Below are 7,369 nucleotides of genomic sequence, written 5' to 3' on the forward strand. Positions count from 1 at the left end.
GGCCGGGACGCCCCCACGCGTCCTGGCCGGGCCGTCTCCTGCCCGACGTGGCGTCAGGAGATCTTCTTGGCCTGGGCGTCGACGACCGCGGTCGGCTGCTCCAGCTTGACGTCCTGGCCCATGGCCGCGGCCATGTTGATGGTGGTGAAGGTGGTCACCGTGGAGCCCTGGCGCATCACCACGAGGCCGAAGGGGATCTTCGTACCCTCCTGCTCCGCGACCATGGCCCACGCCACCGCCTCCTCGCCGCCGGAGACCTTCGCCTCGGTGATCCCGGAGACCTTCTGCGCGTCGCCCTGCACGGTGGCGGTGAAGCCCGCGGTGCACGCGGCGGCCGCCTTGCGGACCGCGGTGACCACGTCGGCCGCGTCGGCGCCCTCGTACGACGCCAGGTCGATCATCGTGGAACTCACGTCCAGCGACGCGTTCATGGCCGCGTCGATGTCCTCGTCCGTCATGTCACCGGCCGCGTCGGCGGCGTCCGACGCCTTCGGCTCGGTGGTCGCGGTACGGGCGGTCGAGGCGACCGGCTTGCCCTGCGGCACCGCGAACAGCGCGTGCGCGAAGGGCAGGCACTCGGCCTTGTCGGAGGTGACGTCGGACGCCTTGAGGATGTCCTCGGCGCCGGCCTTCTCGATCTTGTGGCCCGCGACGTCTCCGTCCGCGAGCGCCACCTTCTCCAGTTCGGCCGCGGTCAGAGCCTTGACGTCGCTCTGCTCGGCCTCGGCCGAGGCGGACTTCGACGTGTCCCCCGCCTTGCTCTTGCTGTCCGAGTCGTCCGAGGAACCGCCACAGGCGGTGGCCAGCAGGACCAGGGAGGCCACGGACGCGGCGAGGGCGGATCGACGGACGAGAGAGGTGCGCATGGTTCAATTCTCCTATTTCGGGAGCAACAACCCGCACTCAACCGCCAGTTCTCACCGGCCACGGCGGGACCGTCGCAGTCGCACTCACCCTATGATCGAAACTTTGCTCGAACATGGTTCCCCTTCATCGCCCTACGTGATTGTGATTCCTCTGTGATCACACTGTGAATTCACCGCCCGTTTCGGGTGCATTCACGCCTCGAAGCTCCCGGGCGCGCTCCTCGGGCGAGGTGTTGGCCGGAGCCGTTCAGTGGCTCGTGCCGCCCTCCGGACCGGCCCCGTACCCGCCCTCGCTCCCGTACCCGCCCTCGGGCTCGCCCCCGCCACCGTGCTCCGGCTCGGCCTCGCGGGGCGTGACGTTCAGGAAGGGTGCGAACCAGGCGGACGGCCGGAGGTCACCAATGCCCAACCGCTGGTTGGCCTCGTCCTCCGGGTCCTCCACGCCGTCCAGGCCGGCGTCGTAGAGCATCAGCACGTCGGTGTCCTGGAAGAACATCTCCGCACACCCGTCGAAGTCATGGTCGTCCCGGTGGGCCGGCGGGACCGCGCCGCCGGAAAGGCCGGTGGCCCCCCGCCCTTCCGGCACCGCCCACGGTTCCTCGGCGGCTCGTGCGTCCTCGATCGCGAGGTGCAGGGCCAACTCCTCGGCCGTGCACGTGGGCTCGGGCCACCAGCCGTGCTCCAGGTCGCTCGCGACGTCCTCGACCGCCCGCACGAACCGCCGCCGCCACGCCGCGCCGACACCGAAGGTCACCCTCGGCAGGCGGGTGAAGACCCCGGCTCCCTCTCCCCGTCCTCCCGGCGCGAGCGGGCGGTCGCCGAGGGCCTCCGCATGGTCGAGAGCGTGGCCGGCCAGCAGCCGCAGCGCCTCGTGGAGCGCCGCGGCGGTACGAGCCGTGAGCTGCCACTGACAACGCTCCTCACCGCACTCCGGATCCGCGCAGTGCGGGGCGTCCACCTCGAACAGCGACGCGAAGTCCGGCCGTTCCGCCTCCCGCACGGGCTCCCCGGGCCGCTGCGCCTTCGCACGCCCGAGCCACCCGGAGCCGAAGTCCGCCACCACCTCCTCCCGGCTCCAGCCTGCGACCTCGTCGCCCTCCTCCACGGCCAGCCGGTACGCCTGACTGCGGTCGGCGAGGGTGTCCGCTCCCGCCATCGCGCCCCCGCGCTCGGCGAGCCACAGGGCGGCGCCGATGAGGTCCTGCGGGTCGTGGGAGCCCAGCCGGTCGGCCGGCAGCGGTTCCCAGCCCTCGTCGGCGGCCGCGTCGAGCAGCGCCTCGGGGTCGTGGACATGGAATTCCCGCAACAGCGCGATCCGGAAGACCGGGCCGGCGAGACCGGCGAGCCGGGCTCCGCCCGGGGCGCGCGGCGAGCGCCCGTCACCATCCCTCCCCCGGCCCCGCGCTGACGGCGCACCCGGCGCCGGAGCCGCGGACGGTGCCTCCGGTGGCACCCGATCCCACTCCGGCGCGCCGCCCTCGCCCGACGGCCAGGCGCCCGCGAGGGCCCGGCCGGCCGCGGTGCGCAGGGCGTCCGCCGCACCCTTCGGCAGCCGTCCGCACAAGTCCTCCAGCGGGCCGGCGTCCCACGCGTCGGCCGGAACGAACAGGGCCCGCTGGAGCAGGCGGGCGGCCTCGTGGGCGAGTTCGGGGCTGCGGCAGGTCAGGACGGCGCGCAGGGAGGAAGGACCCGCGTCGTGGTCCACCAGCGCGAGGACCCGGCTCCCGCCCGGAGTGTGCTCGCAGTGGAAACCGCGCGGGGCGGCAGGGCGAGGCTGACTGTGCACGCGATGGCTCCGGGCAGGCGGGTTGCGGACGCACGAACATCTGCCCCACGAGCCGGAGATGACACGTCCTCCGTACCTGCGGCCCGGCTTCCCCCGGCCGCCCGATCAGGTCAGTCCCTGTCCGTACGCCGGGTCAGTACCTGTCCGTACGCCGGATCAGTCCCTGTCCGTACGCCGGATCAGTCCCTGTCCGTACGCCGGGTCAGTCCCTGTCCGTACGCCGGGTCAGGTGCGCGAACGCGTCGAGGTTCCTGGTGGATTCACCCCGCGAGACCCGCCAGGCGTACTCCTTGCGGATGGCGCTCGCGAAGCCCAGCTCCAGAAGGGTGTTGAACGCCCCGTCGGCCGCTTCGAGCACCGTGCCGAACAGCCGGTCCAGCTCGTCCGGGGTGACCACGCCGAGCGGCAGCTTGCCCACGAGGTAGATGTCGCCGAGCCGGTCCACCGCGTAGCTCACGCCGAAGAGGCGGAGGTTGCGTTCCAGCAGCCAGCGGTGGACGGCAGCGTCGTTCTCGTCGGGATGCCGGATGACGAAGGCGTTGAGGGAGAGGGAGTGCCTGCCCACCAGGAGCGAGCAGGTGGTGGAGAGCTTGCGGGTACCGGGGAGCTTCACGACGTAGTTGCCGGGCTCCGGGCTCTCCCATTCCAGGCCTGCGTCGCCGAGGGTCTCCTCGATGATCCGCGCCACTGCCGCTTCGTCCGCTGCCTCAGCCATGCTGCGAGCGTACGACAGCCGGTACCCGCACCTCCGCACCACCTACCGGCCGGTACGCACGTCCGCGCCCGAACCCGGTATCCGGCTGTCAGCTGTCAGCTGTCAGCTCTCTGACGGGAGCGGACCCGGCGGCGGTGGTCCTGCACCGCGCCGGTGTACACGTCGGCGGTCGCGGCGGCGGCGGTGCCCCAGCCGAAGGACTGCGCGTGCTCGGCGGCGGCGGCACCCATGCGCCCGACGAGCTCCGGCGCGCGGACGAACCTTTCGAGCGCCAGCGCGTACGCCTCGGGTTCGTGCCCCGGGACCAGAAAGCCGCTGACGCCGTCCCGGACCGCCACCGGCAGCCCGCCCACGGCTGCCGCGACGACCGGCGTACCGACCGCCTGAGCCTCTATCGCGACCAGCCCGAAGGACTCGTTGTACGACGGCATGACCAGCACGGACGCGGCCCGGAACCAGTCGGCGAGCTGGTCCTGCCCGACCGGCGGCTGGAACCGGACGACATCGGTGATGCCGAGCCGGGCCGCCAGCTTGTGCAGGACCTCCGGCTTGGCGAGGCCCGTACCGCTGGGGCCGCCCACCACCGGCACGACGATGCGGGAGCGGAGCGACGGATCGCGCTCCAGGAGTACGGCCACGGCCCGCAGCAGCACGTCCGGCGCCTTCAGGGGCTGGATGCGCCCGGCGAAGAGCGGGATCAGCGCGTCCTGCGGCAGCCCGAGCCGGGCGCGCGCGGCGGCCCGCCCGTCGCCCGGGCAGAAACGTTCCAGGTTCACGCCGGGGTGCACGACGGCGACGGAAGCAGGGTCGGCTTCGTAGAAGCGGACGAGTTCGTCGGCCTCCTCGGCCGTGTTGGCGATGAGCCGGTCGGCCGCGTCGACGATCTGCGTCTCTCCGATGACCCGGGCGGCCGGTTCCGGGGTGTCGCCCTCCGCGAGCGCGGCGTTCTTGACCTTCGCCATGGTGTGCATGGCGTGGACCAGCGGGACGCCCCAGCGCTGCGCGGCCAGCCAGCCGACCTGGCCGGACAGCCAGTAGTGGGAGTGCACCAGGTCGTAGTAACCGGGACGGTGACCGGCCCACGCCTGCATCACACCGTGGGTGAAGGCGCAGAGCTGCGCGGGCAGGTCCTCCTTGCAGAGCCCTTCGTACGGCCCCGCGTCGACGTGCCGGACCAGCACCCCGGGGGCCATCTCGACCACCGGGGGAAGGGAGCCGGTGGTGGCCCGGGTGAAGATCTCCACCTCGATGTTGATCTCGGCGAGGCGCCTGGCCAGCTCCACGATGTAGACGTTCATGCCGCCGGCGTCACCGGTTCCGGGCTGGTGGAGCGGCGAGGTGTGCACGGAGAGCATCGCGACCCTGCGCGGCTTGCGGTGCCCGCCGGTGAATCCGGCCGCCAGTCCGCTGCCACGCCCACCCGGGAACCGCAGGCGCGGCGTCCCGCGACCGGTGCCGAAACGGGAGACCTCACGACTCACAGCGTCCGGACCTCCTCGCTCAGGGCATGCCGTGGAGGGGACGGTCATCCCCTCGCAGACGGAACAGCGATACGCGCTCGATTCATTTCCCTCTTTGCCGAATCATTGCCATTCGGTGTCAACCCGTCACCGTTCTCCCTCCTCCGTATGCCCTCCGTATGTCGCTCCACCGACTCCCGATGGCGATCTCCGGACCGAGAACGGGCGACGACCCCGCGCGGGCCGGGCCCTGGGTGCCCGTGCCGCCGACCAGCCGTCGCGCTCCGGCGCACATCTCTCCGGTGCGCGCCCGCGCACATCAGCCGACACGCGCCCCGCGCTCGGCCCCACGCACACCCTCCACCCCGGCCCCCACGCCGCCCGTGCACCGCTCCCGCCCCGCCACGTACGCTCGACCGCATGCACCAGCGCCCCATCGGGACCGTGACCCGCGGGACCACCAACCCCAACCGTCTCCGTCGCATGGACCGCTGGATCGCCGCCACCCACGGCCCCGCGCTGCGGCGCGCGGATTCCGCCGTCGCCGTGGACCTCGGCTACGGCGCGGCCCCCTGGACCGCCGTGGAACTCCTCGCCCGGCTGCGTACCGTCGCCCCGCACACCCGCGTGGTCGGCGTCGAGATCGACCCGGAGCGGGTCGCGGCGGCGCAGCCGTACGCCCGCGCGGGGCTCACTTTCCGGCACGGCGGCTTCGAGGTGCCGCTCGCCGAGCCGCCCGCCCTCATCAGGGCGGCGAACGTGCTGCGCCAGTACGACGAGGACCAGGTCGCCGCGGTCTGGGAGCGTCTGTGCGCACGGCTCGCCCCGGACGGGCTGCTGGTGGAGGGCACCTGCGACGAGATCGGACGCCGGCACGTGTGGGTGGCGCTCGGGCCGGAGGGGCCGCGCACGGTCACGTTCGCCGCGCGGCTCGGTTCGCTGGACCGGCCCTCGGACCTCGCCGAGCGCCTCCCCAAGGCGCTGATCCACCGGAACGTGCCCGGCGAACCGGTGCACGCCTTCCTCCGCGACTTCGACCGCGCCTGGGCCACCGCCGCCCCGTACGCGTCCCTGGGCGCACGCCAGCGCTGGATCGCCGCCGCGCGCTCGCTCGCGGCGGGCTGGCCGCTCCGCGACGACGTACGCCGCTGGCGCCAGGGCGAGCTCACGGTGGCCTGGGAGGCCCTGCGCCCGGGCGGCTGAACCGGTGGAAGGCCGGCACCGGTCAGGCTCGGGCACGGCGCGCGCGACCAGCGCGCCCCGTACATGTGCGCGGGGCGTACGGAAGGGGACGCGCTCGGGATCAAGGGGGAAAGACGCACCGCACCGCGTGGGTGTGATGTGCCCTTCTCCCGCCGCCCCTGTTGCTTTTCGGGACGGCATGGCACGATCGCGACGTTGCCAAAAAGTTACTGACAGTCAGTCATATGAGCGCTATCGGGCCTTTGCTCCAAGGTGCCGGAGGGGGAGTTCGTTCGTGAAACGACGTCACTGTGCCGCAGCCGCACTCACGGTGGTCTGCGCGCTCGCCGTACTCTCCGCCCCCGTCCAGGCGTGGGCCGCACCCGCGCCGATCCCCTCGGCCACCCGCTCCCCCGCCCCGAAGTCCCTTCCCGAGGTGCGCGCGGAGATCGACCTCCTCTACCGGAAGGCCGAGGCCGCGACCGACGCGTACAACCTCGCCGAGAAGCAGGTGGCGAAGCAGACCGCCGAACTGGACGACCTCGGGCGTGCCATCGACGAGGGCCGGCAGAAGATCGCCCGGCTGAAGAACCAGGCCGGCGCCCAGGCCCGGGAGCAGTACCGCAACGGCGGCCTGCCGCCGGGCACCCAGCTCGTCCTCAGCAGCGACCCCCGGCTCTTCCTGGACGGCCTCAACCAGGTGCGCCAGAGCCAGCAGGCCACCGACTCCGTACTGGCCGACCTGACCCGCGCCCAGGCGGACTTGGAGCTGTACACCGAGGACGCGCAGGTCAACTGGGACAAGCTGGAGGCCGGGCGCGTCGAGCAGGCCCGGGCGAAGAAGGAGATCAACGGCCGGATCGACGAGGCGGAGCAGCTCGAGGCGCGGCTGGAGAAGGAGGAGCGCACCCGCCTCCTCGAACTGGAGGAGCAGGCACAGGCCGCCGCCCAGTCCTCCTGGCTCAGCTCCGGCGCGCTCAAGGACATCGACCGCGAGGCGAGCCCCAGCGGCAAGGCCGCCGTGAAGTTCGCCCTCGCCCAGATCGGCAAGCCCTACGTCTGGGGAGCCGAGGGCCCCGGCTCGTACGACTGCTCCGGGCTGACGTCCCAGGCGTGGGCGGCGGCGAAGCGGCCGATACCCCGCACCTCGCAGGAGCAGTGGGCCCAGCTCAAGCACATCGCCGTCGGGGACATGCGTCCCGGCGACCTGATCATCTACCACAGCGACGCCACCCACGTCGGGATGTACATCGGCGGCGGCATGGTGGTCCACGCCCCGCGCCCCGGGCGAAACGTCACTCTGGCGGGGGCCGGCTCGATGGAGATCCTCGGCGTGGTGCGGCCGGACACCCCTCAGGCG

6 protein-coding genes are annotated in these 7,369 nt (G+C 72.7%); 2 read left to right on the plus strand and 4 right to left on the minus strand.

Translation table 11 applies throughout. The features are described from left to right. Positions 1-53: 53 nt before the first annotated feature. The 4 genes from ACFWEP_RS28745 to mshA all read right to left on the minus strand — a co-directional run bounded on the left by ACFWEP_RS28745 (position 54) and on the right by mshA (position 4,848). Positions 54-866 (minus strand): hypothetical protein, encoded by an 813-nt coding sequence (locus ACFWEP_RS28745; RefSeq protein ID WP_387374294.1) that lies wholly within the window; start codon positions 864-866, stop codon positions 54-56. Between the two features lie 247 nt (positions 867-1,113). Next, positions 1,114-2,652, minus strand: coding sequence for a hypothetical protein (locus ACFWEP_RS28750; RefSeq protein WP_387374296.1), 1,539 nt, complete (start codon positions 2,650-2,652; stop codon positions 1,114-1,116). A gap of 202 nt (positions 2,653-2,854) precedes the next feature. Continuing rightward, entirely contained in the window at positions 2,855-3,367 is a 513-nt protein-coding gene (locus tag ACFWEP_RS28755; protein WP_387374298.1) for a YbjN domain-containing protein, read from the minus strand. 95 nt (positions 3,368-3,462) lie between these two features. Then, the gene (gene mshA / locus ACFWEP_RS28760; RefSeq protein WP_387374300.1) at positions 3,463-4,848 is read right to left on the minus strand and encodes a D-inositol-3-phosphate glycosyltransferase; all 1,386 of its coding nucleotides are present in this window, start codon (positions 4,846-4,848) and stop codon (positions 3,463-3,465) included. Between the two features lie 399 nt (positions 4,849-5,247). Here mshA and ACFWEP_RS28765 point away from each other — a divergent pair, with 399 nt between their 5' ends. Both ACFWEP_RS28765 and ACFWEP_RS28770 read left to right on the plus strand, forming a co-directional pair. Further along, on the plus strand, positions 5,248-6,030 hold the full coding sequence (locus tag ACFWEP_RS28765; RefSeq protein ID WP_387374301.1) for a class I SAM-dependent methyltransferase: 783 nt from the start codon (positions 5,248-5,250) through the stop codon (positions 6,028-6,030). Positions 6,031-6,304: 274 nt separating this feature from the next. Then, positions 6,305-7,369 (plus strand): NlpC/P60 family protein (locus ACFWEP_RS28770; RefSeq protein WP_387374303.1); only part of this gene is annotated, 1,065 nt, incomplete at its 3' end.

The sequence above is a fragment of the Streptomyces sp. NPDC060198 genome, from assembly GCF_042728415.1.
Classification (GTDB): Bacteria; Actinomycetota; Actinomycetes; order Streptomycetales; family Streptomycetaceae; genus Streptomyces.

Bases quoted from the DNA above. Each gene is read 5' to 3' on its own strand.
- ACFWEP_RS28765 (WP_387374301.1), top strand. From the start codon at position 5,248: ATGCACCAGCGCCCCATCGGGACCGTGACCCGCGGGACCACCAACCCC.
- ACFWEP_RS28745 (WP_387374294.1), bottom strand. From the start codon at position 866: ATGCGCACCTCTCTCGTCCGTCGATCCGCCCTCGCCGCGTCCGTGGCC.
- ACFWEP_RS28755 (WP_387374298.1), bottom strand. From the start codon at position 3,367: ATGGCTGAGGCAGCGGACGAAGCGGCAGTGGCGCGGATCATCGAGGAG.